Below are 23,264 nucleotides of genomic sequence, written 5' to 3' on the forward strand. Positions count from 1 at the left end.
GCGTGATCGGTATCAGCGAATCAGTGATGCGGTTCCTTCTGGCGTTCGTCGTCGCCGTGCCGCTCCTCGGCGCGGCCGCCGCCCTCCTGCCGGCCCCGCCCGGACTGAAGGGGAAGTCCCCCGACCGGGCCGTGCTCCGGCACGGCGTGACCGTGACCGGCGTGGTCCTCATCGCCGCGATCGTCCTCGCGCTCGGCTTCGACCACGACCACCCCTCGAAGATCCAGGCCACGACCGACATCAGCTGGATTCCCGCACTCCAGGTGCGCGTCCACCTCGGCATCGACGGCATCTCCCTCCCCCTTCTGCTCCTGACCGCGCTGCTGACCTTCCTCTGCGCGCTCTACTCCTGCTCCAAGCCGCCCGCGGGGCCCTCCCCGAAGGCGTTCACCGCCCTGGTCCTGCTGCTCGAAGGGGGCACCCTCGCCTCCTTCGCCGTGCTCGACCTCGTCCTGTTCTTCCTGGCCTTCGAGACCGTGCTGATCCCGATGTACTTCCTCATCGCCCGCTGGGGCGGCGAGGGCCGGACCCGGGCCGCGTGGAAGTTCATCCTGTACACGCTGCTCGGCTCCGTGATCATGCTGCTCGGCCTGCTCCTGATCGGGATCAAAGCGGGCACATTCGATATGGTGGCACTCGCCACTGACAACGGCCGGTCGCTGACCACATCCGTGCAGGTCATCGCCGTTCTGGCGATCGGGATCGGGCTCGCGGTGAAGGCCCCGACGTGGCCCCTGCACAGCTGGCTCCCGGACGCCCACACCGCCGCCCCCACCGTCGGCTCGGTGCTGCTCGCCGGCGTCCTGCTGAAGATGGGCACGTACGGGTTCGTCCGCATCCTGCTCCCGGTCGCGCCCGACGGTTTCCGGGTCTTCGCGCCCTACCTCGCCGCGCTCGCCGTCGTCGGGATCATCTACGGCTCCCTGGCCTGCCTCTCGCTGGCGGGGCGGGGCGCGAACGGCGACCTGAAGCGGCTGATCGCGTACTCCTCCGTCGGCCACATGGGCTTCGTGCTGCTCGGCATCTCCACCATGACCCCGACCGGCGTCAACGGCGCCCTGTTCGCCAACATCGCCCACGGCCTCGTCACCGGCCTCCTGTTCTTCCTGGTGGGCGCGCTGAAGGACCGCACCGGCAGCACCGACCTCGACACCCTGGCCGCGCACGGCGGCGGCGCCCTCTACAGCCGGGCCCCGCGCCTCGGGGGGCTGCTCGCCTTCGGCGCGGTCGCCTCGCTCGGGCTGCCCGGACTCGCCGGGTTCTGGGGCGAGATGCTCGCCCTGTTCGGCGCGTTCCAGCCCGCCGCCGGGCTCAGCCGCGCCGCCTACCTCGTCTTCCTGGCGATCGGCGCCTTCGGCACCCTGCTGACCGCCGCGTACCTGCTGGTCGTGGTCCGCCGCGTCTGCATGGGCGACCCGCGCCAGGACCTGCCCGAACTCGCCGACGTACGCGGCTACGAGTTCGCCGCCTGGACCCCGCTCGTCGTCCTCACCGTCCTCGCCGGACTCTGGCCGAGGGCGCTGCTCGGCCTCAGCGACCCGGCCGTGCAGCAGCTCCTCGCAGGAGGCACCCGATGAGCGCCCTGGCCCAGTCCCTCGCCCAGGCCACAGCGGGGCACCTGGCCGGACCGGCGGCGGGCGCGCTGATCCAGTCCGTCGACTGGCTCGCCGTCGCCCCGCCCGTCATCGCCGCCGCCACGGCCCTCGCCGTGCTCGTCACCGACCTGTTCCTGCCCGAGCACCGCAAGCCCCTCCTGGGGTGGCTCTCCGTCGCGGGCCTGGCCGCCGCCGCGCTCATGCTGCTGCCCCTGCAGGACGGCGACCGCGCCACCTTCTGCCTGACCGGCGCCACGCGCGCGTGCAGCTACACCGCCGACCACTTCACGGTCGTCATCCAGTTCCTCGTGCTCGGCGGCGCCCTGCTCGCGGCCCTGCTGTCCGTGACCGGCGTCCAGGACGACCGGCGGCGCGTCCCGGCCGGAGAGTTCTGGTTCCTGCTGCTCTCGTCGGCGGCCGGCGCCGCCCTGCTGCCCGCCTCCCGCGACCTCGCCACCCTCGTCGTCGCCCTGGAGGTCGCCTCCCTGCCCGCCTTCGCCCTGGTCGGCATCCGGCACGGCGAGGCGCGCTCGGCCGAGGCCGCCCTGAAGTTCTTCCTCTCCTCGGTCACCGCCACCGCCGTCAGCCTGCTGGGCGTCAGCTTCGTCTACGCCGCCACCGGCACCCTGCACCTCACCGAGATCGCCCGGCGCCTGCCCCAGACCGACGGACAGCTCCACACCCTCGTACAGACCGGCGTCGTCCTCACCCTGGTCGGCTTCGCCTTCAAGACGGCCGCTGTGCCCTTCCACTTCTGGGTGCCCGAGACCTATGTGGGCGCGCCGCTCCCGGTCGCCGCCTACCTCTCGGTCGTCGGCAAGGCGGTCGGCTTCTCCGGCCTGATCCTCGTCACCGTGATCGCCTTCCCGTCGTACGCCGGCGTCTGGGGTCCCGCCCTCGCCGTCCTGGCCGCGCTCACCATGACCGCGGGCAACGCCGGCGCCCTGCGGCAGCGGGCCACGCGCGCGTACAGCGCCGTACGCCTGCTCGCCTGGTCCTCCATCGGCCAGGCCGGCTACCTCCTGGTCCCGGTCGCCGCCGCCGGCCACACCCGCGACGGCCGCCAGGCGATCGGCTCCACCGTCGCCTACGCCCTGATGTACGCCGCCGTGAACCTGGGCGCCTTCGCGGTGGCCGCCCTGGTGGGCCGTACCGAGCGGCTCAACCGGATCAGCGACTACCGGGGCCTGTACGCCACCAACCCCGTCACCGCCGTCCTGATGGCCTTCTTCCTGCTCTGCCTCGCCGGACTCCCGCCCGGCGTGATCGGGCTCTTCGCCAAGGTCACGGTGTTCTCCGCGGCCGTGGACGCCGGACTCGGCTGGCTCGCCGTGCTCATGGCCGTCAACGTCGTGGTCGCGCTCTACTACTACCTACGGTGGACGGCCCTGCTGTTCCGCGCCCCCGAGGGCGAGCCCGTACGACACCGCGTCCCGGCTCCGCTGACCGTCGCGCTCACCCTCACCGGAGCCGCCGGCGTGGTCCTCTCGGGCGCACCCCAGCTCGTGCTGCGCTTCGCCGCCACCTCCCTCTTCTGACGGCGTCCTAGCTCACACTCACTCGTACGGGTGTCCGCGCCACCGCGCCCACCTGGGAACTCGCGGCCGCCGCGTGGCGTTGAGCAGTGCGGGAAGGTCCACTGGACCGAAGGGTTCCCCCGCCGCACGACTTGGAGGGCCAGGGTGCACCGCCGGCACAACGGGCTCAAGACCGCAGTACTCCTCGGGGCACTGTCGGCGATCATCATCGTCATCGGCAGCTTCTTCGGCCGTACGGGGCTGATCGTCGCGGTCCTGGTGGCGCTCGGCACGAACGCGTACGCGTACTGGAACAGCGACAAGCTGGCCCTGCGCGCGATGCGGGCGCGCCCGGTGAGCGAGTTCGAGGCGCCCGAGCTGTACCGGATCGTGCGCGAGCTCTCCACCGAGGCCCGCCAGCCCATGCCCCGGCTGTACATCTCGCCCACGGAGGCGCCCAATGCCTTCGCCACCGGCCGCAACCCGCGCCACGCGGCAGTCTGCTGCACCGAGGGCATCCTGCGCCTGCTCGACCCGCGCGAGCTGCGCGGCGTCCTCGGCCATGAACTGAGCCACGTCTACAACCGCGACATCCTCATCTCGTCCGTCGCGGGCGCCCTCGCCTCGGTGATCATGTTCCTGGTCAACTTCGCGTGGCTGATCCCGGTCGGCCGCTCGGACGACGACGAGGGCCCCGGCCTGATCGGCATGCTGCTGACCATGCTCCTCGGCCCCCTCGCGGCCACCCTGATCCAGCTGGCCGTCAGCCGCTCCCGGGAGTACGAGGCGGACGCCTCTGGCGCCCAGCTCACCGGCGACCCGCTGGCCCTCGCCTCGGCGCTGCGCAAGCTGGAGGGAGGCACGCGGCAGCTCCCCCTGCCCCCTGAGCCGCGCATCGAGACCGCGAGCCACCTGATGATCGCCAACCCGTTCCGGCCCGGCCAGGGACTCTCGCGGATGTTCTCCACGCACCCGCCCATGGCCGAGCGGATCGCCCGACTGGAGAAGATGGCAGGTGGAAACCGGTGAAGACCCTACTGAACATCATCTGGCTGGTCCTGAGCGGCTTCTGGCTGTTCCTCGCCTACCTGCTCGCCGGTGTGCTGCTGTGCGTCACGATCATCGGCATCCCCTTCGGGGTCGCCGCCTTCCGTATCGGCGTCTACGCCCTGTGGCCCTTCGGGTACACCACGGTCGAGCGCCGGGAGGCGGGCGCGCCCTCGTGCGTCGGCAATGTGCTCTGGCTGGTGCTGGCGGGGTGGTGGCTGGCCCTGGCGCACATCACCACGGGCATCGCGCTGTGCCTGACGATCATCGGCATCCCGTTCGGCATCGCCAACTTCAAGCTGATCCCGGTCTCCCTGCTCCCGCTGGGCCGCGAGATCGTCCGCACGGAAGAGCCGTTCGGGGCGCGCGTCGCCTGACGGCAACCGGAACCCGCCCGCGCGGCGTCCTCGCAGGGGACAGTGCACACCGGCTTCTTACGGAGCGCGGGTGTGCGGAGGCGGCGCCGAAGGGCAGGTTCCTGGCATGGGCATTCTCGGTTGGATCATCCTGGGCCTGCTGGCCGGAGCCATCGCCAAGCTGCTGCTGCCTGGCCGCGACCCGGGCGGTTTCCTCGGCACGACCCTGATCGGCATCGCGGGCGCCTTCCTCGGCGGCTGGATCTCCTCGCGCTGGCTGGACCACCCGGTCTCCAAGCACTTCTACGACGGCGCGACATGGGCGGCGGCCATCGGCGGCTCCCTGGTCCTGCTGATCCTCTACCGGGTCGTCTTCGGCAATTCGCGGGACTGAGCGTCTCGCGCGGGCTCAGTCCTCGGAGCGCCGCTCGCTGCGATGCGTGCCGCGGGCCAGCTCCTGGAGGATCTCGTGCTCGGACCGCCGCGTCGTACGCGCCAGCGTGTGCAGCAACGCCGCACACAGGGCCGCCGTACCGTCCAGCAACGTCTCCGTCGCCCCCGGGTCCTCCTGGCGCCGCTCCTCCAGATACTCCGTCAGGAACTCGTCCCCGGAGACATAGGCAGTCATGAACTCGATACCGGTCCGGACACGGTCGTAGTCACTGCTCATGCGGGAACGATCGCACATGCCGGGCCCCGCCGCCGGGGAAGCGGGGGCGGGGCGGGTGCGCGGCCGTGGGTGCTACCGGTAGTTCACGAACTGGAGGGCGAAGTCGAAGTCCTTGCCCTTGAGCAGCGCGATGATGGTCTGGAGGTCGTCGCGGCTCTTGGAGCTGACGCGCAGTTCCTCGCCCTGGACCTGCGCCTTGACGCCCTTGGGGCCCTCGTCACGGATGATCTTCGCCACCTTCTTGGCGTTGTCCTGGGAGATGCCCTCCTCGATGGACGCGAAGATCTTGTACTCCTTGCCGGACAACTGGGGCTCGCCCGCGTCCAGCGCCTTCAGGGAGATGCCACGCTTGATCAGCTTGGACTCGAAGACGTCGAGCACCGCCTTGACCCGGTCCTCGGAGTTCGCCTCCATGAGGATCTTCTCGCCGGACCACGAGATCGAGGCGCCCACGCCCTTGAAGTCGTAGCGCTGCGAGATCTCCTTGGCGGTCTGGTTGAGGGCGTTGTCGACCTCCTGCCGCTCGACCTTCGAGACGATGTCGAAACTGGAGTCGGCCATGTCCTGTGGCTCCTTGCATCGGGGGCGGTACGCGTACGGACCGTGCGCCGGGGCGCCGGCCGCCGAGCCCGGCATCCAGCCGGACCGCATCCGCCCCAGCCTAGCCACCCGCGGACCCCGGGGACGGCGATCAACCGGGTGGCGAAGCACCCCCACGCATCAGGTATTGTTTACGTCGTTGCCAGGGAGCACCGCCGAGGCGGACCCCCTTCCAACAACCCCCGGCGGTGTGCCCGAGCGGCCAAAGGGAGCAGACTGTAAATCTGCCGGCTTAGCCTACCCAGGTTCGAACCCTGGCGCCGCCACACTGGGGAAAACCCCCTCCGACCAGCCTTCACGGCAGGCCGGAGGGGGTTTCTTTGTTGGGGTGATTCAGACGTGGTGCCTGGATGGGCGCCGATGAGGGGGGGCGAACGCGGTGGTCGGGCGTCGTCACCGCCGGGAAACCGACGTCGCATGGCCAGGCCAGCCTCAACTTGACCGATCGTGGCGTTCTCCGCCCAGGTCGATGCCCCGCGCGGGATCATGGCTCGTCGGATGACGTGACCATCATCCGGGAACTCGGGGGTCGACGATGGCCGGCGCCGTGCAGTGTCTGTTCGTCAGCTATGCCGACCGGGACCGAGCCTGGGCCGAGTGGGTTGGCCGGCAGCTCCAGCAGGCCGGGCACCAGGTCGAGCTGGACCGGTGGAGCTGGCGGACCGGAGACGACTTCGTCGAGAAGATGAACGCCGCTCTGGGCGCGGCGGACGCTGTGGTGGCCCTTTTCTCCAAGAGCTACTTCGCCCCGAAACGGTGGACGCGGGAGGAGTGGACGGCCAGCCTCGCGGTGCGGGGACGGCTCGTCCCGGTGGTGATCGAGCCGCTGAACGACGACGACATCCCCGTCATCCTGGCCGGGAGACTGCGCAAGGATCTCCACGGACTGGACGAGACCTCCGCTGCGGCCGCCCTGCTCGAAGCCGTTCAGGGTCCGTCACTTCCGGCTGGACCCTTCGCCTTTCCCGGCGCACCCGCCGCAGAAGCGGAGCCGGATGCCGGACGCCCAAGGCTACTTGGCGGCGTCGGCCTGCCCGAGGTCTGGAGCGTCCGCCGCCGCAACCCGGACTTCTCCGGGCGTGAAGACGCGTTGAGGCAGCTTCGCACGGGACTGGTGAGCGGGCACCCCGCGGTCATCCATGTCCTGCACGGCATGGGCGGGATCGGCAAGACCCAGATCGCCCTGGAGTACGCCCACCGGTTCGCCGGCCAGTACGACCTCGTGTGGTGGATCGACGCGGAGCAGGCCGACCAACTTCCCGTCCGTTACACCGAATTCGCCGACCGCCTCGGCATCGCCAAACCCGACGCAGGTACCGACGCCAACGCCCGCGCGCTCCTTCAGCACCTACGGACACGGCACCGCTGGCTCCTCATCCTCGACAACGCGGAACAGCCGGACCGGATCGCTCCCTGGCTCCCCGAGGGGCCGGGCCACGTACTCATCACCTCGCGTGATCCCGACTGGTCCGGGATCGCCCGTCACAGCAGTCTGGACGTGTTCACCCGCGCCGACTCCGTCACGTACCTCCGGACCCGGAGTCCGGCAATGACCGCCGAGCAGGCTGATCACCTGGCCGATGAACTCGGCGATCTTCCCTTGGCCCTTGCCCAAGCAGCGGGAGTTCTGCGCACCGGCATGTCCCTGGACCGCTACGAGCAACTTCTGAAGGCGGACACCGACCGCATGATGGCCGAGGGGACTGTCCGGGATCACCCGACGCCGCTGACGGCCACGATCAGAATCGCCGTGGCTCGACTGGCGGACGAGGAAAGTTCAGCTGCGATCGCTCTGCTCCGCATCGCGGCGTTCCTGGGGCTCGAGCCCATCCCCTTCGTCTGGTTGGAGACGGCCCGCCCTCGTCTGGTCACTGTTCCAGGTGATCCCGACGACCCCATGTGGCTCCGCGACGCTCTCCAGCACCTCGGCCGCCTCGGCCTGGTCCGCACGGACTTCGGCACGTTCCAGGTCCACCGCCTCACCCAGGCCGTCATCCGCGCTCAGACCCGTACTGGCCTGGCCGAAGCGGTTCGGCGGGACGCGACCACCGTCCTGACGTCCGTCGACCCCGGTGCCCCGGAATCCCCGACGGACCGGCCGATGTGGGCCGCCGGCGCCGAAGGGGGTCCGGGCACCGTCGGCGTTCTGACGTGCGGCCGGCATCTGGGGCATGCGAGTGCCGGCCTCGGCGAGTACGCCACAGCCCTGCCCGCCACCGAAGACACCTTGCCTCGTCGCCACGCCCTGGGTTAAGGCCGGCCCGACACCCTTCAGCCGGCCGGCGATCTCGCCGACACCCGCAGCAGTCCGGGGGCATACGCGAAAGCCCGGGAAGGCCGGCTCAAGGTGCCGTGAAAGGCGTACGCCAGAGGGTGTGTCATCAGCCGCGCTGCTCGTCCGGCCCGACTCGCGGGATCTTCTCCCGGGGCGACTGATCCGAAGTGCCGGGCGTTCAACTTGGCTTCGACCGCGACGAGTTCGGGGACAGAGAACGGCGCGGCACCCCCCGAGAGAAGTGCCGCGCCGTTCGTCAGCTGGTTCAGCGGCGGAAGTGGTCGTGGCCCCGGCCGTCGTGGTCGTGGTCGTGGCCGCGGTTGTCGTTGTCGCGGTCGTCGCGGCCCCAGTTGTCGCGACCCCAAGCGTCGCGACCACGGTCGTCGTCCCAGCGGTGGCCCCGCTCGCCCCACGACGCGCTGTCCACCACGCGGCGCTCGTCGTCGCGCAGGGTCGCGATGTCGCGGTGGTTGTCCCAGACGTAGTTGCGGCGGTCCTGGAACAGGTCGCGGTCCGTGTCGCGGCCGATGCCTGTGTGGACGCGGACGGTCTGGTAGCCGCCGAGGGTGAAGTCGCTGAACGTGTAGGTGACCCCGCGCCGGTCCTCCGTCAGCCTCCAGCCGTCGAGGTTCACCCGGTGGCGGGAGTTGTTGGTGATCTCCACCCACTCGTTGTTGAGGGAGCGGTTGGAGCCGTTGTCCCAGCCGGGGGAGTTGTACTGCACGTCGCTGATCTCGACGTTCTCGCGGTACGAGCGGTCCGCGGCGGAGGCCGGCAGGGCCGCCGCTCCGACCAGCGCTCCGGCAGCGAGAGCGGCGGCGGCCAGGCGACGGGCGGTCACGGAAGACGAAGCAGTCACAGGATCTCCTGCAAGATGCGGGCACACCCGGATACGGAGCCAGCCGTATGCGGAAGCGTGCGGTGTGCGGATGGCGACCTGCTGGCCGCGCACTCACCACTTTGACTGGATGCGGAGGAGATGTGGTGGATAAGTGAACCGTGTTACCGAGCGACCATGTTTCCGTTACTCTCGGCTGTAACGTCCATTCATAGTAATAATGCACCAAGTTGACACCCTGAAACCGGCAGCGCCCTTGTGATCACTGCGCAGAAGCGTTCTTTCGCCAGGTCACGCCACCCCGGCCAGCCCGGACGCGTCACCCGAAAGTGAGTAACAGCCCTGTCAGACCCGAAGGGCACACTGGCCCTCATGTCCCCCGTGCCATCCACGCCTTCGCGCCGCAGAACCTGTCCCGTGTGCCACCGCGAGATCGCCGTGGTCGCCGGCCGCTTCGCGCGCCACGACCCGCCCGCCGCGCGGGAGAGCCGGGAGATGGTGTCCTGCGCGGGCTCGCGGCAGCACGCCCAGCTCGGCGCCGCCCAGCCCACCCTGGACGGCTATGTCGTCCCCGACTTCCCCGGCCAGCTCCCGCTGTTCTGAGCCGTGCCGGCCGCTGAGCCCGCTGAGAACCTCTCAGCCCCCAGCCCCCCAGCCCCCCAGCCCCCTCAGTTCCCCGCGACCGCCTTCACCGCCACCGCGACCGGCGTCGACCCCTGGATCAGCTCCAGCGTCAGCCCCGCCGTCGACGAGGACTCCACCAGGTCCGCCAGCACGGCCGCCACGTCGTCCCGCGCGACCGGACCGCGCCCGGTGTGCGCCGCCAGCCTGACCAGCCCCGTGCCCGGCTCGTCCGTCAGCGAACCGGGGCGCAGGATCGTCCAGTCGAGGGCGTCCTGCGCGGTGACGTACGCGTCGGCCTCGCCCTTGGCCCGCTGGTAGATGTCGAAGGTGTCGTCGCCGGTGCGCGAGGGGTCCGCGCCCATCGAGGAGACCACCACGAACCGCCGGACCCCGGCCCGCACCGCCGCGTCCGCGAACAGCACCGCCGCGCCCTTGTCCACCGTCTCCTTGCGGGCGTTGCCGCTGGCCGGCCCGGCGCCCGCCGCGAACACGGCGGCGTCGGCACCCCGCAGCACCGCCGCGACCTCCTCCACCGGCGCGGACTCCAGGTCCAGCAGGACCGGGTCGGCACCGGCCGCACGCAGCTCCGCCGCCTGTTCCGGCTTGCGGATGATGCCCGCGACCTCCTCCCCGCGCGCCGAGAGCAACCGCTCCAGCCGCAGCGCGATCTGACCATGACCTCCAGCTATGACAATGCGCATGACTACGACCGTACGCCCGGCGCTCCCCGTCCGCCCCGCGAGCCCTCCCCGGCCGGGGAGCACCCCCCGAGGGACCACGGCGCACGACCGCGACCGAGGGCGCCCACGCGCGCCCACCCGTCCCACAGGAAGCTCAACTCCCGGCAGGCAAAGAGCTGTTACGACAGCTCCCCGCGCCCCCGCCCCTGCCGCGGCAGCCCCAGCTCCGCCTCGGCCGCCGAGCCGCAGTACTCCCGTACCGCGCTGGTCCGGGCCACCACCCGCCCCCGGTGCACGACGATCCGGCTGTACGCCAGCGACAGTGCCCCCGCCAGCTGGTCCCCGCGCACCGCGAGCAGCTCGGCCGGGAACCCCGCCTCCACCCGCACCTCCGGCAGCCCCAGCACCGCCCGCGCCGACGCGCTCACCGTGCCGTAGGCGTCCGCCGGGCGCATGCCGTGGCCGGAGGCGAGGAGGTACGCCGCCTCCAGCGGGTCGCCCCGGCCCACCGGGTTGGCCAGGTCCCGCAGGGCGCCGCTGCCCGCCGCGACCCGTACCCCGGCCGCGCGCAGCAGCCGTACCGGCGCGGTGCCCCGGCGGTCGGTGCCGGCGCAGCCGCCCTGGGGGAGGCAGACCACCGAGATCCCGGCCGCCGCCAGCCGGTCCGCGACGCGGTGCGCGGTCTCGGCGGGCAGCCGGGCGAGGGCCGCGCAGGGGCCGAGCGCCACGCCGGGACGCAGGCCCCCCGCCATCGCCGCGAACCGGGAGAGGCGGGCCGAGTCCGCCCCGTCGGTGTGCAGATCCACCGGGCAGCCCTGCTCGGCGGCCACCTCCAGCACCGCTTCCACATAGCCGACGGGGTCGGGGTCCAGGTCCGGGCAGCCGCCCACCACGGAGGCGCCCATCTTCATGGCGTCCCGCAGCATCGCCAGCCCGTCCGCGCCCGCGACCCCGGTCAGCAGCCTCGGCATCGCCACCGCGGTCAGCTCCGCGAGCCCGCGCAGCGAACGCCGGGCCTGGAGCACCGCCTCCAGCGCGCCGAGCCCCTGGACGTCGCCGACGCGCACCTGGGCCCTTACCGCCGTCGCGCCGTGCCCCAGCTGGAGCAGGGTCGCCTCGGTCACCCTGCGTCGCACGTCCTCGGGGTTGTCGGGGGCCGGGCCGGAGGACTCCGCGGTCAGGCAGGTGTCGCCGTGGGCGTGCGGCTCGGCCGGGGCCGGGAGCAGCAGGTAGCCGCGCAGGTCCAGCCGGGGCGCCCCGGCGCGGGCGGGGCCGCGGGCCAGGGTGCCCGCCGTGCCGACCGCCTCGATACGGCCGCCGCCCAGCCGTACGTCCACCGTCCGCCCGTCGGTGAGCCGCGCCCCGCACAGCACGAGGGCGCCCTGTTCTGGGGCGGGACGCGGGGGTTCCTGGCTGTCGGGCATCGGGCTCTCGGGCTCCAGAAGGGGCGGGGGATGGGGATCAAGATCACGCAGGGTGCCGAGCGTAGGGTCGGCGGCCGCGCGGACCATGGAGGAGGGCAATAGTCATACCGGCGTGGCACGAGGTGCTGGGCTGGTCGTGGGCCGGTCGCGGGCTGGTCGCGGGCGGTGCGGAAGCGGCTCGGGAGGCCCGGGAGACGGCCCGCGATGGGTGGCCGGATACGGATTTGGGCGATCGGCGGCGGACCGTGTAATGTCTTCCTCGCTCGCCCCAATAGCTCAGTCGGCAGAGCGTCTCCATGGTAAGGAGAAGGTCAACGGTTCGATTCCGTTTTGGGGCTCTGGTGTGAGAGGTCCCCGTCGAAAGGCGGGTTCCGATCTCATCAAAGCGGTGTAGCTCAGTCGGTAGAGCAAGCGGCTCATAATCGCTGTGTCACCGGTTCAAGTCCGGTCACCGCTACTGACAGTAGCCGATTGCGGGTTCGGTCCTTCGATCGGCTACTCTTTCTTGCGTTGAACTAGCCCATCCGTTCGTCCTAGGAGCACTCACGTGGCTGCCACCGACGTCCGCCCGAAGATCACGCTGGCCTGCGTGGAGTGCAAGGAGCGGAACTACATCACCAAGAAGAACCGGCGTAACAACCCGGATCGTCTGGAGATGAAGAAGCACTGCCCGCGTTGCAACGCGCACACCGCGCACCGCGAAACGCGATAAATCAGGCTCGTACCCGAGGCCGCCCCCAGCAGTATGGGGGGCGGCCTCGAGTCGTTTTCCCCGCAAGTCCCGCCATTCACTCCGCTAGACCAGGAGGTAACCGGGCCCATGGCGCTCGACCAGTCCTTCGTGGGGCGTACCTACCCGCCCACCGCGCCCTACGAGGTGGGCCGCGAGAAGATCCGTGAGTTCGCCGAGGCCGTCGGCGACACCAACCCGGCGTACACCGATCCGGAGATCTCCCGGGCTTACGGGCACGCCGATGTGATCGCCCCGCCCACCTTCGTGTTCTCCATCACCTTCCGTGCCGCCGGCCAGGTCGTCGAGGACCCCCAGCTCGGCCTGGACTACAGCCGCGTGGTGCACGGCGACCAGAAGTTCGCCTACACCCGCCCGGTGCGCGCCGGTGACCGGCTCACCGTCACCTCCACCATCGAGGCGATCAAGTCCATGGCGGGCAACGACATCCTGGACATCCGGGGTGAGGTGCACGACGAGTCCGGCGAACACGTGGTGACCGCCTGGACCAAGCTGGTCGCCCGCGCGGCCGAGGAGGTCTGAGCAGATGACCGCGAAGATCGCGTACGACGACGTCGAGGTCGGCACCGAACTCCCGGCCCGGACCTTCCCCGTGACCCGCGCCACGCTCGTGCGCTACGCGGGCGCCTCCGGGGACTTCAACCCCATCCACTGGAACGAGCGGTTCGCCAGGGAGGTGGGCCTGCCGGACGTCATCGCGCACGGCATGTTCACCATGGCCGAGGCGATCCGCGTCGTCACCGACTGGACCGGTGACCCGGCCGCGGTCGTGGAGTACGGCGTCCGCTTCACCAAGCCCGTCCCCGTGCCCGACGACGACAAGGGCGCGCTGATCGAGGTCTCGGCCAAGGTCGCGGCCAAGCTGGACGACAACACCGTCCGCGTCGACCTCACCGCCACCAGCGCCGGCCAGAAGGTGCTGGGCATGTCCCGGGCGGTCGTCCGGCTGGCCTGACCGACAGCGGCAGAGGCAAGGCAGAGGCAGCGGCCGAGGTAAGGGGCGTCCGGCAGTGGCGGGCGCCCCTTACCTTTTCCCGTGTCTCGTAGTCTTGCCCCCGTGCACGTACTCCACGACGCCCCCCTGGCCCCGCTGACCACCTTCCGGCTCGGCGGTCCCGCGACCCGGCTGGTCACCGCCACCACCGACGCCGAGGTGATCGACACCGTCCGCGCGGCCGACGACAGCGGCACCCCGCTGCTCGTCATCGGCGGCGGCTCCAACCTGGTCATCGGCGACAAGGGCTTCGACGGCACCGCCCTGCGCATCGCCACCCGGGGCGTCGAACTGCGCGGCACCACCCTGGAACTGGCCGCCGGCGAGGTCTGGACGGACGCCGTCGCCCGCACCGTCGAGGCCGGGCTCGCCGGGATCGAGTGGCTGGCCGGCATCCCCGGCTCGGCCGGCGCCACCCCGATCCAGAACGTCGGCGCGTACGGCCAGGAGGTCTCCGCCACCATCACCGAGGTGATCGCCTACGACCGCCGGACGGGCGAGACGGTCACGCTCAGCGGCGAGGAGTGCGCCTTCTCCTACCGGCACAGCCGCTTCAAGGCCGACCCCGAGCGCCACGTCGTGCTCCGCGTCCGCTTCGGCCTGGCGGACGCGGGGGGCCTGTCGGCGCCGGTCCGTTACGCGGAGACCGCGCGCGTCCTCGGTGTCGAGCCGGGCGAACGGGTACCGCTGGCCGACGCCCGCGAGACCGTGCTGAGGCTGCGCGCGGGCAAGGGCATGGTCCTCGACCCCGAGGACCACGACACCTGGTCCGCCGGGTCCTTCTTCACCAACCCGATCCTGGACGACGACCGGTTCACCGCGTTCCGGGACCGGGTGCGCGAGCGGCTCGGCGCGGACGCCGTACCGCCCGCTTACCCGGCGGGGGAGGGGCGCACGAAGACCTCCGCGGCCTGGCTGATCGACAAGGCCGGCTTCACCAAGGGCTACGGCACCGGGCCCGCCCGCATCTCCACCAAGCACACCCTGGCCCTCACCAACCGGGGCGAGGCCACCACCGAGGATCTGCTCGCCCTGGCCCGCGAGGTCGTCGCCGGGGTGCGGGACGTCTTCGGCGTGACCCTGGTCAACGAGCCGGTGACCATCGGCGTCAGCCTCTAGCCAGCCAGAGGCCCGACCAGTACGCCACCGGGAGGTCCGGCTAGTACGCCACCCCGATGCCCTGCCGGACCGTAGCCGGGTCACCGATCGTCGCCAGCATCGCGTGGGCCACGTCCGCGCGCCCGATGGTCCGGCCCGCGCGCGGGGAGCCGCCCACCACCGTGCGGTAGCGGCCGGTCAGAGGCCGGTCCAGCAGGCGCGGCGGGCGTACCGAGGTCCACTCGGCGGTGCTGCGGGCCAGCTCCGACTCCGTCTCGCGCAGATCGGCGTAGGTGTCCCTGAGGACTGCCGACACCACGGCCCGCAGCGCGCGGTCCAGCAGGCCGTCGTCCTCGGGGGCGGGGCCCACCGGGGCGGCGCTGACGATCACCAGCCGCCAGGTCCCCTCCGCCGCCATCGCGGCCAGCACCGCCCGCGTCAGCCGGGCGGTCACCCCCGCGTCCTTGCGGCTGCGCGCCCCCAGCCCCGACAGGACCGCGTCCCGGCCCGCCACGGCACCGCGCAGCGTGTGCGGATCGGACAGGTCGGCCCGGACCACGTGCAGCCGGTCCCCGGTGACGGTGAGCCGGGCGGGGTCCCGGACGACGGCCGTCACCTCGTGCCCCGCTTCCAGGGCCTGCCGGACGATCTCGCCGCCCACACCGCCGGTTGCGCCGAACACGGTCAGCCTCACGCGCTCACCGGCTCGGACAGCCACTCGTCCACGCCCGCGAGGAGACGCTCCTTCGTGTCCGCCGGCGCGGCCGAGCCGCGCACCGACTGCCGGGCCAGTTCGGCGAGTTCGGCGTCGGAGAAGGCGTGGTGGTGGCGGGCGATCTCGTACTGGGCGGCCAGCCGGGAGCCGAAGAGGAGGGGGTCGTCGGCGCCGAGGGCCAGCGGGACACCGCTCTCGAACAGAGTGCGCAGGGGGACGTCCTCGGGCTTCTCGTAGACGCCGAGGGCCACATTGGAGGCCGGACAGACCTCGCAGGTGATACCCCGGTCCGCGAGCCGCTTCAGCAGGCGCGGATCCTCCGCCGCGCGCACCCCGTGCCCGATCCGGGTGGCGTGCAGATCGTCCAGGCAGTCGCGCACCGACGCCGGGCCGGTCAGCTCGCCGCCGTGCGGCGCCGACAGCAGGCCGCCCTCGCGGGCGATGTGGAAGGCCCGGTCGAAGTCGCGGGCCAGGCCGCGCCGCTCGTCGTTGGAGAGGCCGAAGCCGACGACACCCCGGTCCGCGTACCGCACCGCCAGCCGGGCCAGGGTGCGCGCGTCCAGCGGGTGCTTCATCCGGTTCGCGGCCACCAGCACCCGCATCCCGAGCCCGGTCTCCCGGGAGGCGGTGTCCACCGCGTCCAGGATGATCTCCAGCGCCGGGATGAGACCGCCCAGCCGGGGAGCGTACGAGGTCGGGTCCACCTGGATCTCCAGCCAGCCCGAACCGTCCCGGACGTCTTCCTCGGCGGCCTCCCGGACCAGCCGCTGGATGTCCTCGGGCTCGCGCACGCACGAGCGCGCCGCGTCGTACAGCCGCTGGAAGCGGAACCAGCCGCGCTCGTCGGTGGCCCGCAGTTTCGGCGGTTCTCCGCTGGTCAGGGCCCCGATCAGCGCCTCGGGCAGCCGCACCCCGTACTTGTCCGCCAGCTCCAGGACGGTGGCGGGCCGCATCGAGCCGGTGAAGTGCAGATGCAGATGGGCCTTGGGAAGCTCCGAGAGATCACGTACACGCTCCATCCATAGATCCTGCCGCACCGGGACGCCACACCGGTAACCGGTTCCCCTCCGGTGGGCCTGCTCGTACACAGAAGCGGGCCGCCTCCCCTCAAGGAAGACGGCCCGTCGCTGGGAGGGGAACCTCAGTCCCGCGCCTCCGCCAGCAGCTTCTGCACCCGGCTGACGCCCTCGACCAGGTCCTCGTCACCCAGCGCGTACGAGAGCCGCAGGTAGCCCGGTGTGCCGAACGCCTCACCCGGGACGACCGCGACCTCGGCCTCCTCCAGGATGAGCGCGGCCAGCTCGACCGTGGTCTCCGGGCGCTTGCCCCGGATCTCCTTGCCCAGCAGGTCCTTCACCGCCGGGTAGACGTAGAAGGCGCCCTCGGGCTCGGGGCACAGCACGCCGTCGATCTCGTTCAGCATCCGCACGATCGTGCGGCGGCGTCGGTCGAACGCCTCGCGCATCTCCGCCACGGCCTTCAGGTCACCGGAGACGGCGGCCAGCGCGGCGACCTGCGCCACGTTGGAGACGTTGGAGGTGGCGTGCGACTGGAGGTTGGTCGCTGCCTTGACCACGTCCTTCGGGCCGATGACCCAGCCCACCCGCCAGCCGGTCATGGCGTACGTCTTGGCGACGCCGTTGACCACGACGCACTTGTCCCGCAGCTCGGGCAGGATCGCGGGGAGCGAGGTGAAGGTGGCGTCGCCGTAGACCAGGTGCTCGTAGATCTCGTCGGTCAGCACCCACAGGCCGTGCTCGACGGCCCAGCGGCCGATGGCCTCGGCCTCGGCCTCGCCGTAGACCGCGCCGGTCGGGTTGGACGGGGAGACGAAGAGGACGACCTTCGTCTTCTCCGTGCGCGCCGCCTCCAACTGCTCGACGGTGACGCGGTAGCCGGTCGTCTCGTCGGCCACGACCTCCACCGGGACACCGCCCGCGAGCCGGATCGACTCCGGGTACGTGGTCCAGTACGGGGCAGGGACGATGACCTCGTCGCCCGGGTCGAGGATCGCGGCGAACGCCTCGTAGATGGCCTGCTTGCCGCCGTTGGTCACCAGGATCTGGGAGGCGTCGACCTCGTAGCCCGAGTCCCGCAGGGTCTTCGCGGCGATGGCCGCCTTCAGCTCCGGCAGACCGCCGGCCGGGGTGTAGCGGTGGAACTTCGGGTTCCGGCAGGCCTCTACGGCCGCCTCGACGATGTAGTCCGGGGTCGGGAAGTCGGGTTCACCGGCGCCGAAGCCGATCACCGGACGCCCGGCGGCCTTGAGGGCCTTGGCCTTGGCGTCCACGGCGAGGGTGGCGGACTCGGAGATCGCGCCGACTCGGGCGGAGACCCGGCGCTCGGTGGGAGGGGTTGCAGCGCTCATACGCCCATCGTTCCAGACCGGAAACACGGCCGGCACACGGGTTTCACGGACTGAACGGCACCGGGCGGCCACCGGAACAAGGGTCCGAATCCCGGCCACGGCCAGGACGATCTTCCACACCGGGCTCCCGGCCGGGCACTTTCTGTTCGACGCCGGGCCGTGAAACACGTACACTCACACCTCGTTGGCCTCCAGCAGCCACCGCGTGAGCGCTCTCCACCGAGCGGTCGGGCGGATGCGGTAGGTTGGGGGACACCGAAGGGTCGTAGCTCAATTGGTAGAGCACCGGTCTCCAAAACCGGCGGTTGGGGGTTCAAGTCCCTCCGGCCCTGCTACACACACCGCCAGGATGTGTGCGCATGTACGTACAGCAATGCACCGCCGTGCGGCTCTGATTTCACCGGGCGCGGCACGGCCATGATTCCGGGATCAGGTGAGGACGCATGACGGACGCCGTGGGCTCCATCGACACGCCTGATGCCCAGGACGAGCTGTCGGACGACAAGAAGCCCCGCAAGGGCGGCAAGCGAGCCAAGAAGGGCCCGCTGAAGCGTCTTGCCACCTTCTACCGCCAGATCATCGCGGAACTCCGCAAGGTCGTCTGGCCGTCGCGCAATCAGCTGACGTCGTACACGACCGTCGTGATCGTCTTCGTCGTCATCATGATCGGCTTGGTCACCGTGATTGACTATGGCCTCAACCACGCGGCCAAGTACGTCTTCGGCTGAGCCGAGAGCGAAGGGCGCCGTGGTACCGGCGCCTTTTTCGCATGTTCCACCCCTATGTATCCAGGAAGAAGCAGCCATCGTGTCTGACCCGAACCTGAACGACGCCACCGAGCCTCGCCGTGAAACCGCCGAGGCGGTGGACGCCGAGCTCGACATCGTCGAGGGCGCGGACGAGCAGGACGAGTTCGAGGCTGCCGAGGCCCCGGCGGGCGAGCCCGCCGAAGAGGCCGCGCCGCACATCGACGGTGACGCCGAGGCCGTGGCCGAGGCCGAAGAGGACACCGAGGGTGTCGTCGGGACCGACGAGGCCGCCGAAGTCGTCGAAGCCACCGAGGCCGCCGAAGGCATCGATGCCGACGAGGCCACCGAGGCCGTCGAGGCCGTCGAGGAAGAGCCCGCCGAGCCGGTCGACCCCGTCGCCGCACTCCGCGAGGAGCTGCGCACGCTGCCCGGCGAGTGGTACGTCATCCACACCTACGCGGGTTACGAGAACCGCGTGAAGACGAACCTGGAGCAGCGCGCCGTCTCGCTGAACGTCGAGGACTACATCTTCCAGGCCGAGGTGCCGCAGGAAGAGGTCGTCCAGATCAAGAACGGCGACCGCAAGACGATCAAGCAGAACAAGCTGCCGGGTTACGTCCTGGTCCGCATGGACCTGACGAACGAGTCCTGGGGCGTCGTCCGCAACACCCCCGGTGTCACCGGCTTCGTGGGCAACGCCTACGACCCGTACCCGCTGACCCTGGACGAGATCGTCAAGATGCTCGCCCCGGAGGCCGAGGAGAAGGCCGCCCGCGAGGCCGCCGAGGCCGAGGGCAAGCCGGTGCCGCAGCGCAAGGTCGAGGTCCAGGTGCTGGACTTCGAGGTCGGCGACTCGGTCACCGTCACCGACGGCCCCTTCGCCACCCTCCAGGCCACGATCAACGAGATCAACGCCGACTCGAAGAAGGTCAAGGGTCTGGTGGAGATCTTCGGTCGCGAGACCCCGGTCGAGCTGAGCTTCGACCAGATCCAGAAGAACTAGTTCCTCGTAACCGGTTCCCGCTGGAATCACTCTCTTCCGAACAGGTCAGACGGGCTGTCACAGCTTGTCTGACCTGCTCGGTTTTCAGCCGCACAGTTATACCCGCTATCGTTGTGCGGTATGCCTGCGTCCGGGTGCTTCCCGGAGTTGGGCATGGACCCGAATCGAAAGGACCCGGAGAGCTATGCCTCCCAAGAAGAAGAAGGTCACGGGGCTTATCAAGCTCCAGATCAACGCCGGTGCGGCGAACCCGGCCCCGCCGGTCGGCCCCGCGCTCGGTCAGCACGGCGTCAACATCATGGAGTTCTGCAAGGCCTACAACGCCGCGACCGAGTCGCAGCGTGGCTGGGTCATCCCGGTGGAGATCACGGTCTACGAGGACCGCTCCTTCACCTTCGTGACCAAGACCCCGCCGGCCGCGAAGATGATCCTCAAGGCCGCTGGTGTCGAGAAGGGCTCGGGCGAGCCGCACAAGACCAAGGTCGCCAAGATCACCGAGGCGCAGGTACGCGAGATCGCCACGACCAAGCTGCCCGACCTCAACGCCAACGACCTGGACGCCGCGTCGAAGATCATCGCCGGCACCGCCCGTTCCATGGGCATCACGGTCGAGGGCTGAACACCCACCCCGTAGTCATGCGGCCGTAGCCGGTCGCACGTGGCAGGGCCCGCTCGGCCCGTACCACGACTCCTTTCAGAACACACAGGAGCAGTTGTGAGCAAGCGCAGCAAGGCTCTCCGCGCTGCGGACGCCAAGGTCGACCGGGAGAAGCTCTACGCCCCGCTCGAGGCCGTCCGTCTCGCCAAGGAGACCTCCACGACCAAGTTCGACGGCACCGTCGAGGTCGCCTTCCGCCTGGGTGTCGACCCGCGCAAGGCCGACCAGATGGTCCGTGGCACCGTGAACCTCCCGCACGGCACCGGTAAGACCGCCCGGGTCCTGGTCTTCGCGACCGGTGACCGTGCTGAGGCCGCGCTCGCCGCGGGCGCCGACATCGTCGGCTCCGACGAGCTGATCGACGAGGTCGCGAAGGGCCGTCTGGACTTCGACGCCGTCGTCGCCACCCCGGACCTGATGGGCAAGGTCGGCCGCCTCGGCCGCGTCCTCGGCCCGCGTGGTCTGATGCCGAACCCGAAGACCGGCACCGTGACCCCGGACGTGGCCAAGGCCGTGACCGAGATCAAGGGCGGCAAGATCGAGTTTCGCGTCGACAAGCACTCGAACCTGCACTTCATCATCGGCAAGACGTCGTTCGACGACGAGAAGCTGGTGGAGAACTACGGCGCCGCGCTGGAGGAGATCCTCCGTCTGAAGCCGTCCGCCGCCAAGGGCCGCTACATCAAGAAGGCCGCCATCAGCACCACGATCGGCCCCGGCATCCTGGTGGACCAGAACCGCACCCGCAACCTCCTCGTCGCGGAGGACCCGGCCGCCGTCTGAGCCCAGCTCAGCGGGCAGCCGCGTCGGCGACGTATGACGCAGGTCGAGGACCCCGCACCCCTTCCGGGTGCGGGGTCCTCCCCTTGTTCCCCCCCTCGTCCCCCCTTTCCCTCCCGGTCACGCGGGCCGCTGGGTTACGGTGCGGGCAGGCGCGTCCAGGGGTGTACAGGGTGGGGGACCGGATGAGAAGCACGACCGTCCGCCGGCTGGGGTACGTGGCGACGGCGCTCGCCGCGCTCGGTCCGCTGGCCGCCTGCGGCGACACCCCGGGCGGCGGAGGCGGGGGCGGCTCGCTCGCGGCACTGCGCTCCGCCGAACGGTCCACCGACCGCGCAGAGTCGGTCCGCGTCCGCTCCACGCTCAGCTACGGCAAGGCCCTCTCCCTGTCCTCCTACGGCGCCCTGCGCTGGGACGACGGCGTCACCGGCCACCTCACCATCCGCTACACCGGCGGCACCCTCGCCGCCGCCATGCGCAAGGCCGGCACCTCCTCCCTGAGGGCCCGCTATCTGCCGGATGCCTACTACGCGCGCATGAGCGACACCTTCGCCCGCCGGGCCGGCGGCCGGCACTGGATCAGATACGCGTACGCCGACCTCGCCCGAGGCGGCGACGGCCTGGGGATGTATCTGAAGGACCAGATGAGCAACACCACCCCCAACCAGTCGGTGAAGATGCTGCTGGCCTCCGGGGACGTGCGCAGGGTCGGCGCCGAGCGGGTCCACGGCACCGTGGCCACCCACTACCGGGGCCGGGTCCGCGTGGCCGCCCTGGCGGGCCGGGACAGCGGTCTCAGCGCCCGCGAGCTGGCCGCCCTCAAGCGCCAGCTGGACCAGGCCGAGGTCAGCACGGAGACCGTCGATCTCTGGATCGACCATCGGAACCTGCTGGTCAAGAAGGTCGAGCGGGCCGACACCGCACAGGGCAGCCTGGTCAGTACCGCCCACTACCGCGACTACGGTGTCCGTATCGCCGCGAAGGCGCCGCCGGCCGCCGACACCCAGGACTTCACGAGGCTGGCGCGCTCCGGAGGCATCGGCGGCGCCCGCTGAGTACCCCGGGACGGAGTCCGCCACGACCGGATTTGCCCGACGGCGCCCGCGTCCCGTATTCTCCTCGAGAAGCCAAAGACCGCTGGTCGTTGCCGCACGCTCACCTGAGGGTGTGGTGGCCGAAGGACCTACTGCAAAGTGGGCGACCCGCGCAGGTGTCAGTGGAAGAACTCCCGGAGCAGACGCGTCCACGCGTAGGTGTCCGGTCGAGTCCGCCCCGTGCGCCTGCGCCGGGGCGTTTCGTTTTTCCTAGTCCTCCTTCGGGTCCGCGCGGTCAGAATCACCCGGAAGGAGGCCGAGGCTCTATGGCGAGGCCCGACAAGGCTGCCGCAGTGGCCGAGTTGACGGAAGCGTTCCGCAACTCCAACGCTGCCGTGCTTACCGAGTACCGCGGTCTCACCGTGGCGCAGGTCAAGAACCTGCGCCGGTCGCTCGGTGAGAACGCCAAGTACGCCGTGGTGAAGAACACGCTGACCAAGATCGCGGCCAACGAGGCCGGGATCACCACGCTGGACGACCTGTTCAACGGTCCGACGGCTGTCGCCTTCGTCACCGGTGACCCGGTGGAGTCGGCGAAGGGTCTCCGTGACTTCGCCAAGGACAACCCGAATCTCGTCATCAAGGGCGGTGTCCTTGACGGTAAGGCGCTGTCCGCCGACGAGATCAAGAAGCTTGCGGACCTCGAGTCCCGCGAGGTTCTGCTCAGCAAGCTGGCCGGTGCCTTCAAGGGCAAGCAGTCCCAGGCTGCTCAGCTCTTCCAGGCGCTGCCCTCGAAGCTCGTCCGCACCGTGGACGCGCTCCGTGCCAAGCAGGCCGAGCAGGGCGGTGCCGAGTAATTCGGCTCGCTTTCTGACTCTCGCCGCATGACGCGGCCGGGGTCGCAGCGGGCCTGAGTACGCCCGCCACATCCAGTACATCCGGCACCCGCCGATCGAGTGGAAGGACCGCCATCATGGCGAAGCTCACCCAGGACGAGCTGCTTGCCCAGTTCGAGGAGATGACCCTCATCGAGCTCTCCGAGTTCGTGAAGGCCTTCGAGGAGAAGTTCGACGTCACCGCCGCCGCCGCGGTCGCCGTCGCCGGCCCCGCCGCCCCCGGCGCCCCGGTCGAGGCCGCTGAGGAGCAGGACGAGTTCGACGTCGTCCTCACCGGCGCCGGCGAGAAGAAGATCCAGGTCATCAAGGTCGTGCGCGAGCTGACCTCCCTGGGTCTGAAGGAGGCCAAGGACCTCGTCGACGGCGCCCCGAAGCCGGTCCTCGAGAAGGTCGCCAAGGAGGCCGCGGAGAAGGCCGCCGAGGCCCTCAAGGGCGCCGGCGCCTCCGTCGAGGTCAAGTAACACCTCACGGGGTTCCGCGAACCTCATGCGCGCGACGACGGCCCGCTGAGGCTGTAACGCGAGCGTACCGAAGAGCGATCATCCATCCGGGTGGTCGCTCTTCGGCGTCTTCGGGGTGCGACCACGGTTGC

26 protein-coding genes and 4 tRNA genes are annotated in these 23,264 nt (G+C 70.6%); 22 read left to right on the top strand and 8 right to left on the bottom strand.

Annotated features, from left to right (window positions below; all coding sequences use genetic code 11):
• The first annotated feature begins 2 nt into the window (after positions 1-2).
• From ACFWN1_RS06410 to ACFWN1_RS06430, 5 genes are all read left to right on the top strand, one after another.
• Positions 3-1,577 carry a NuoM family protein gene (locus tag ACFWN1_RS06410; RefSeq protein WP_384358809.1) on the top strand — a complete coding sequence of 525 codons (1,575 nt, stop codon included), beginning with the start codon at positions 3-5 and terminating at the stop codon, positions 1,575-1,577.
• A complete protein-coding gene (locus tag ACFWN1_RS06415) occupies positions 1,574-3,133 on the top strand; it encodes an NADH-quinone oxidoreductase subunit N (RefSeq protein ID WP_384358811.1) in 1,560 nt (519 codons plus the stop codon). The genes ACFWN1_RS06410 and ACFWN1_RS06415 overlap by 4 nt, the downstream gene beginning before the upstream one ends.
• A gap of 144 nt (positions 3,134-3,277) precedes the next feature.
• Positions 3,278-4,141 (top strand): zinc metalloprotease HtpX, encoded by an 864-nt coding sequence (htpX, locus tag ACFWN1_RS06420; RefSeq protein WP_384358813.1) that lies wholly within the window; start codon positions 3,278-3,280, stop codon positions 4,139-4,141.
• Positions 4,138-4,536 (top strand): YccF domain-containing protein, encoded by a 399-nt coding sequence (locus ACFWN1_RS06425; protein ID WP_384358815.1) that lies wholly within the window; start codon positions 4,138-4,140, stop codon positions 4,534-4,536. The genes htpX and ACFWN1_RS06425 overlap by 4 nt, the downstream gene beginning before the upstream one ends.
• Before the next feature lie 106 nt (positions 4,537-4,642).
• On the top strand, positions 4,643-4,909 hold the full coding sequence (locus tag ACFWN1_RS06430) for a GlsB/YeaQ/YmgE family stress response membrane protein (protein WP_384358817.1): 267 nt from the start codon (positions 4,643-4,645) through the stop codon (positions 4,907-4,909).
• Between the two features lie 15 nt (positions 4,910-4,924).
• On the opposite strand, the gene ACFWN1_RS06435 is transcribed toward ACFWN1_RS06430, so the two are convergent.
• Positions 4,925-5,185 carry a hypothetical protein gene (locus ACFWN1_RS06435; protein ID WP_384358819.1) on the bottom strand — a complete coding sequence of 87 codons (261 nt, stop codon included), beginning with the start codon at positions 5,183-5,185 and terminating at the stop codon, positions 4,925-4,927.
• A gap of 72 nt (positions 5,186-5,257) precedes the next feature.
• Positions 5,258-5,746, bottom strand: coding sequence for a YajQ family cyclic di-GMP-binding protein (locus ACFWN1_RS06440; protein WP_384358821.1), 489 nt, complete (start codon positions 5,744-5,746; stop codon positions 5,258-5,260).
• A 223-nt stretch (positions 5,747-5,969) separates the two neighbouring features.
• On the opposite strand from ACFWN1_RS06440, the gene ACFWN1_RS06445 reads away from it, so the two are divergent.
• A tRNA-Tyr gene (locus ACFWN1_RS06445) sits at positions 5,970-6,051 on the top strand.
• A 269-nt stretch (positions 6,052-6,320) separates the two neighbouring features.
• Positions 6,321-8,039, top strand: coding sequence for an FxSxx-COOH system tetratricopeptide repeat protein (fxsT, locus tag ACFWN1_RS06450; protein WP_384358823.1), 1,719 nt, complete (start codon positions 6,321-6,323; stop codon positions 8,037-8,039).
• A 286-nt stretch (positions 8,040-8,325) separates the two neighbouring features.
• On the opposite strand, the gene ACFWN1_RS06455 is transcribed toward fxsT, so the two are convergent.
• Positions 8,326-8,919, bottom strand: a complete 594-nt coding sequence (locus tag ACFWN1_RS06455) for a lamin tail domain-containing protein (protein WP_384358825.1) — start codon at positions 8,917-8,919, stop codon at positions 8,326-8,328.
• Between the two features lie 351 nt (positions 8,920-9,270).
• Here ACFWN1_RS06455 and ACFWN1_RS06460 point away from each other — a divergent pair, with 351 nt between their 5' ends.
• Positions 9,271-9,501, top strand: coding sequence for a hypothetical protein (locus ACFWN1_RS06460; RefSeq protein WP_384358827.1), 231 nt, complete (start codon positions 9,271-9,273; stop codon positions 9,499-9,501).
• A gap of 65 nt (positions 9,502-9,566) precedes the next feature.
• On the opposite strand, the gene ACFWN1_RS06465 is transcribed toward ACFWN1_RS06460, so the two are convergent.
• Both ACFWN1_RS06465 and ACFWN1_RS06470 read right to left on the bottom strand, forming a co-directional pair.
• Positions 9,567-10,223 carry an SDR family oxidoreductase gene (locus ACFWN1_RS06465; RefSeq protein ID WP_384358829.1) on the bottom strand — a complete coding sequence of 219 codons (657 nt, stop codon included), beginning with the start codon at positions 10,221-10,223 and terminating at the stop codon, positions 9,567-9,569.
• 158 nt (positions 10,224-10,381) lie between these two features.
• Entirely contained in the window at positions 10,382-11,626 is a 1,245-nt protein-coding gene (locus ACFWN1_RS06470; protein ID WP_384358831.1) for an amidohydrolase family protein, read from the bottom strand.
• 265 nt (positions 11,627-11,891) lie between these two features.
• Here ACFWN1_RS06470 and ACFWN1_RS06475 point away from each other — a divergent pair.
• The 6 genes from ACFWN1_RS06475 (at position 11,892) to ACFWN1_RS06500 (ending at position 14,490) form a co-directional block, all read left to right on the top strand.
• Positions 11,892-11,964 (top strand) — tRNA-Thr (locus ACFWN1_RS06475).
• Positions 11,965-12,010: 46 nt separating this feature from the next.
• Positions 12,011-12,083 (top strand) — tRNA-Met (locus ACFWN1_RS06480).
• A 90-nt stretch (positions 12,084-12,173) separates the two neighbouring features.
• Entirely contained in the window at positions 12,174-12,338 is a 165-nt protein-coding gene (gene rpmG, locus ACFWN1_RS06485) for a 50S ribosomal protein L33 (RefSeq protein WP_003948671.1), read from the top strand.
• 108 nt (positions 12,339-12,446) lie between these two features.
• On the top strand, positions 12,447-12,899 hold the full coding sequence (locus tag ACFWN1_RS06490; RefSeq protein ID WP_384358833.1) for a MaoC family dehydratase N-terminal domain-containing protein: 453 nt from the start codon (positions 12,447-12,449) through the stop codon (positions 12,897-12,899).
• Positions 12,900-12,903: 4 nt separating this feature from the next.
• Positions 12,904-13,332, top strand: a complete 429-nt coding sequence (locus ACFWN1_RS06495) for a MaoC family dehydratase (RefSeq protein ID WP_384358835.1) — start codon at positions 12,904-12,906, stop codon at positions 13,330-13,332.
• Between the two features lie 102 nt (positions 13,333-13,434).
• Positions 13,435-14,490 carry a UDP-N-acetylmuramate dehydrogenase gene (locus ACFWN1_RS06500; protein WP_384358837.1) on the top strand — a complete coding sequence of 352 codons (1,056 nt, stop codon included), beginning with the start codon at positions 13,435-13,437 and terminating at the stop codon, positions 14,488-14,490.
• Between the two features lie 40 nt (positions 14,491-14,530).
• Here ACFWN1_RS06500 and ACFWN1_RS06505 read toward each other — a convergent pair whose 3' ends face one another.
• The 3 genes from ACFWN1_RS06505 to ACFWN1_RS06515 all read right to left on the bottom strand — a co-directional run bounded on the left by ACFWN1_RS06505 (position 14,531) and on the right by ACFWN1_RS06515 (position 17,552).
• On the bottom strand, positions 14,531-15,163 hold the full coding sequence (locus ACFWN1_RS06505) for an NAD(P)-dependent oxidoreductase (RefSeq protein WP_384358839.1): 633 nt from the start codon (positions 15,161-15,163) through the stop codon (positions 14,531-14,533).
• A complete protein-coding gene (locus ACFWN1_RS06510; RefSeq protein ID WP_384358841.1) occupies positions 15,160-16,203 on the bottom strand; it encodes an adenosine deaminase in 1,044 nt (347 codons plus the stop codon). The genes ACFWN1_RS06505 and ACFWN1_RS06510 overlap by 4 nt, the downstream gene beginning before the upstream one ends.
• A 122-nt stretch (positions 16,204-16,325) precedes the next feature.
• A complete protein-coding gene (locus tag ACFWN1_RS06515; RefSeq protein ID WP_384358843.1) occupies positions 16,326-17,552 on the bottom strand; it encodes a pyridoxal phosphate-dependent aminotransferase in 1,227 nt (408 codons plus the stop codon).
• Between the two features lie 259 nt (positions 17,553-17,811).
• Between ACFWN1_RS06515 and ACFWN1_RS06520 the strand changes: the two genes are divergently transcribed.
• The 8 genes from ACFWN1_RS06520 to rplL all read left to right on the top strand — a co-directional run bounded on the left by ACFWN1_RS06520 (position 17,812) and on the right by rplL (position 23,133).
• Positions 17,812-17,884: transfer RNA gene (locus ACFWN1_RS06520), tRNA-Trp, on the top strand.
• A 111-nt stretch (positions 17,885-17,995) separates the two neighbouring features.
• Entirely contained in the window at positions 17,996-18,280 is a 285-nt protein-coding gene (secE, locus tag ACFWN1_RS06525; protein WP_384358845.1) for a preprotein translocase subunit SecE, read from the top strand.
• 79 nt (positions 18,281-18,359) lie between these two features.
• Positions 18,360-19,304 (top strand): transcription termination/antitermination protein NusG, encoded by a 945-nt coding sequence (nusG, locus tag ACFWN1_RS06530; RefSeq protein WP_384358847.1) that lies wholly within the window; start codon positions 18,360-18,362, stop codon positions 19,302-19,304.
• Between the two features lie 184 nt (positions 19,305-19,488).
• Complete coding sequence (gene rplK, locus ACFWN1_RS06535) at positions 19,489-19,923, top strand: 50S ribosomal protein L11 (protein ID WP_005481290.1); 435 nt, start codon at positions 19,489-19,491, stop codon at positions 19,921-19,923.
• A gap of 96 nt (positions 19,924-20,019) precedes the next feature.
• On the top strand, positions 20,020-20,745 hold the full coding sequence (gene rplA / locus ACFWN1_RS06540; RefSeq protein WP_384358849.1) for a 50S ribosomal protein L1: 726 nt from the start codon (positions 20,020-20,022) through the stop codon (positions 20,743-20,745).
• Positions 20,746-20,927: 182 nt separating this feature from the next.
• A complete protein-coding gene (locus tag ACFWN1_RS06545; RefSeq protein ID WP_384358851.1) occupies positions 20,928-21,797 on the top strand; it encodes a hypothetical protein in 870 nt (289 codons plus the stop codon).
• A 305-nt stretch (positions 21,798-22,102) separates the two neighbouring features.
• Complete coding sequence (gene rplJ / locus ACFWN1_RS06550; RefSeq protein WP_384358853.1) at positions 22,103-22,633, top strand: 50S ribosomal protein L10; 531 nt, start codon at positions 22,103-22,105, stop codon at positions 22,631-22,633.
• Positions 22,634-22,749: 116 nt separating this feature from the next.
• A complete protein-coding gene (gene rplL, locus ACFWN1_RS06555; protein ID WP_384358855.1) occupies positions 22,750-23,133 on the top strand; it encodes a 50S ribosomal protein L7/L12 in 384 nt (127 codons plus the stop codon).
• Positions 23,134-23,264 lie beyond the last annotated feature (131 nt).

This window comes from Streptomyces sp. NPDC058459, assembly GCF_042721685.1.
Lineage (GTDB): Bacteria > Actinomycetota > Actinomycetes > Streptomycetales > Streptomycetaceae > Streptomyces.

What these genes read in the sequence shown, in the direction of transcription:
- ACFWN1_RS06415 (WP_384358811.1), top strand. Translation starts at nt 1,574, where the DNA reads ATGAGCGCCCTGGCCCAGTCCCTCGCCCAGGCCACAGCGGGGCACCTG.
- ACFWN1_RS06430 (WP_384358817.1), top strand. Translation starts at nt 4,643, where the DNA reads ATGGGCATTCTCGGTTGGATCATCCTGGGCCTGCTGGCCGGAGCCATC.
- ACFWN1_RS06435 (WP_384358819.1), bottom strand. Translation starts at nt 5,185, where the DNA reads ATGAGCAGTGACTACGACCGTGTCCGGACCGGTATCGAGTTCATGACT.
- ACFWN1_RS06440 (WP_384358821.1), bottom strand. Translation starts at nt 5,746, where the DNA reads ATGGCCGACTCCAGTTTCGACATCGTCTCGAAGGTCGAGCGGCAGGAG.
- fxsT (WP_384358823.1), top strand. Translation starts at nt 6,321, where the DNA reads ATGGCCGGCGCCGTGCAGTGTCTGTTCGTCAGCTATGCCGACCGGGAC.
- ACFWN1_RS06460 (WP_384358827.1), top strand. Translation starts at nt 9,271, where the DNA reads ATGTCCCCCGTGCCATCCACGCCTTCGCGCCGCAGAACCTGTCCCGTG.
- ACFWN1_RS06465 (WP_384358829.1), bottom strand. Translation starts at nt 10,223, where the DNA reads ATGCGCATTGTCATAGCTGGAGGTCATGGTCAGATCGCGCTGCGGCTG.
- ACFWN1_RS06470 (WP_384358831.1), bottom strand. Translation starts at nt 11,626, where the DNA reads ATGCCCGACAGCCAGGAACCCCCGCGTCCCGCCCCAGAACAGGGCGCC.
- ACFWN1_RS06490 (WP_384358833.1), top strand. Translation starts at nt 12,447, where the DNA reads ATGGCGCTCGACCAGTCCTTCGTGGGGCGTACCTACCCGCCCACCGCG.
- ACFWN1_RS06495 (WP_384358835.1), top strand. Translation starts at nt 12,904, where the DNA reads ATGACCGCGAAGATCGCGTACGACGACGTCGAGGTCGGCACCGAACTC.
- ACFWN1_RS06510 (WP_384358841.1), bottom strand. Translation starts at nt 16,203, where the DNA reads ATGGAGCGTGTACGTGATCTCTCGGAGCTTCCCAAGGCCCATCTGCAT.
- ACFWN1_RS06515 (WP_384358843.1), bottom strand. Translation starts at nt 17,552, where the DNA reads ATGAGCGCTGCAACCCCTCCCACCGAGCGCCGGGTCTCCGCCCGAGTC.
- secE (WP_384358845.1), top strand. Translation starts at nt 17,996, where the DNA reads ATGACGGACGCCGTGGGCTCCATCGACACGCCTGATGCCCAGGACGAG.
- rplK (WP_005481290.1), top strand. Translation starts at nt 19,489, where the DNA reads ATGCCTCCCAAGAAGAAGAAGGTCACGGGGCTTATCAAGCTCCAGATC.
- ACFWN1_RS06545 (WP_384358851.1), top strand. Translation starts at nt 20,928, where the DNA reads ATGAGAAGCACGACCGTCCGCCGGCTGGGGTACGTGGCGACGGCGCTC.
- rplJ (WP_384358853.1), top strand. Translation starts at nt 22,103, where the DNA reads ATGGCGAGGCCCGACAAGGCTGCCGCAGTGGCCGAGTTGACGGAAGCG.
- rplL (WP_384358855.1), top strand. Translation starts at nt 22,750, where the DNA reads ATGGCGAAGCTCACCCAGGACGAGCTGCTTGCCCAGTTCGAGGAGATG.